The sequence below is a fragment of the Oleiphilus sp. HI0086 genome (assembly GCF_001635225.1).
This window is the reverse complement of the sequence record NZ_LWFZ01000562.1, coordinates 1-775: the sequence shown is the minus strand read 5'-3', so window position 1 is coordinate 775 and position 775 is coordinate 1. Positions and strand designations below refer to the sequence as shown.

The following is a 775-nucleotide window of genomic DNA, read 5'->3' as shown; positions in this document are numbered from 1 at the left end:
GGTTTGAATCATCTCTTGCAAGACAAATTGCTGACTAGGATGAGGTAAGATGATCTCTGTTAACCAACGAAGGTGTTTTAAGCTCCAATTTGATTTGCCTGAATAGTTAATATGGTTTCTGAGCAGCAAGGCTTTTAGCTGGAAACGTGCATTATTCAAATCATGCATTGCACGCTCACGTGCTCGAGATAGATCTCGTATTGCTTCATCTGCGGGTTCAGGAACGTAAATCGGATCAAGGTCGCCATTACGAACCAAACGAGCTAAATCTTGTGCATCGCGTTTATCTGTTTTCACGCGTTGTCCGGGTTTCTTTGGAATCAGTGATGGCGCAACAACATAGCAACAATGGCCTAAGCTTGTCAGCAATCGATAAATCCAGTAGCCACAGGGGCCTGCTTCATAAACAAAATGCAGGGTAGCCTGCGGGTATTTGCTTTCAAACTGTCTTGCCATCTTGGTAAGTGATACTTTGGCTGAAGAAACTCTTCCAAGATGCTTTACTTCTGAGCCTCGTTGATCTTCGCAATATGCGACTTCGGTGAACTCCTTATGGGTGTCCAATCCGACAAAAATTATGGTATTGTTTTTCATGGTGCTGGCCTCCGCTTATATGGTATGACACATATATTATGGCTCTGGCTTTGCTAACCCACGATAGGAGGTCAGCACTCTTTTGGGACGTGGGGAGTCATTATGTCTAGGTTTCCGAGTGCCCAACAATTAGTGTACACCCTACTATAGTTATATAGACCTTATGTGGAGGTGCTCATGG

1 protein-coding gene is annotated in these 775 nt (G+C 44.1%); it reads right to left on the bottom strand.

All coding sequences use genetic code 11. The features are described from left to right. Window positions 1-594: transposase (locus tag A3756_RS06785; protein WP_156490332.1), on the bottom strand; the 594-nt coding region annotated here is incomplete at its 3' end. Window positions 595-775 lie beyond the last annotated feature (181 nt).